General features: G+C 70.6%; 1 pseudogene. It reads left to right on the top strand.

Features of this window, described 5'->3' with window-relative positions:
- Nucleotides 1-1,253: pseudogene (locus ACQ0O7_RS45225) on the top strand (hypothetical protein); the annotation flags it as partial.

Here is a 1,253-nt window from a genome sequence, read left to right on the forward strand (position 1 = left end):
GAGCTTCCGGACATCCCGGTCCCGCCGTTGGTGACCGATCCGTGGGACGGCAGCGAGGGTGTGCCGGAGATGGATGAGCGGTGGCGGCAGTGGGTCGCCGACACCGCCGAGTCGGCTGAGGAGCCGGAGATCCGCGACGCCGCCGTGGCCGCGCTGGCGACCGGCGACAACGCGGTCATCATGAAGTTCGTCATGGAGGACATGCCGGTCCTGGACCAGCAGGTCTCCGATCGCAAGTATCGGGAGGCCGCGGAGAACCTGGCCAAGGTCAGGGCGATGAAGGGCACCGGTGTTCCGGGTGGCTACTTCAACGCCGAGGTCGACCGGGTGCTGGCCGGTACCGCGTACGACCGGGTGTTGTTCTTGGCCTATGGGGCCCGGATCGCCCGCGACCGTGACGAGCAGACCGTCAAGCGGACCCAGGAACGGGCCGTGGAGTTGCGGCAGCGGGTGCAGACCATCGCCTCCGGGGCTCCCGAGGCGTCCCACGTCAAGCGGGCCGCCGAGGCCGCGATCGCCGGTGGGGATGCGGCGATCGCCGCGTTCCTGAAGACGGGCTATCTGACCGCGGCGAACGCGGATGCCGCCGCGTGGGAGCAGCACCTCAAGGACATCGAGGAACGCAACAAGGCTGCTGAGGAACTGACCGATCTGGCCAAGCGGTCGGCGCGGGCCAGCGAGGCCCGCCGGCAGTTGATGATCGCGCACGGCGAGGCCGTGAAGGCGCTGATGCAGGTCGGCAACGCGATGGGCGGGGCGTCCAACAACGCCCGGGAGGCCCAGCGGATCCTCGCCGGCACCGCCACGGTCGCGGTCAAGGCCAACCAGTTGCGTACGGTGAAGGATCTGACCGCTGCCGAGTTGCAGCGGGTGCGCAACGCCGCCGAGCAGACCCGGGTCGCCGCAGCCAAGGCGACCATGGCCACCGATGTGCTGGTGGAGACGGGTCTGGAGTACGGCATCGAGTGGGCCCGGATCACCCAGGGCATGAACGAGGCCGCTGCTGCCGCGGACAACGCGACCCAGACCGCGGTGCATGCCATCGACGCGACGATCGCGACGAACAACGCGCAGGGTGCGCAGGCACAGGCCGAGGCCCGCGAGCAGCAGGCGATCACCTGGAACCACCACGCCGAACAGCACGCCCGTGCCGCCGCGAAACTCGCCGCCTCCGCCGAGAAGCAGGCCACCGCGGCGAAGACCGCCGCGGCCCGCGCCAAGACCGCCCGCGAACAGGCCCAGGCCGCCGAGCG

Source organism: Actinoplanes sp. G11-F43 (assembly GCF_050589265.1).
In the GTDB taxonomy this organism is placed as follows: Bacteria; Actinomycetota; Actinomycetes; order Mycobacteriales; family Micromonosporaceae; genus Actinoplanes.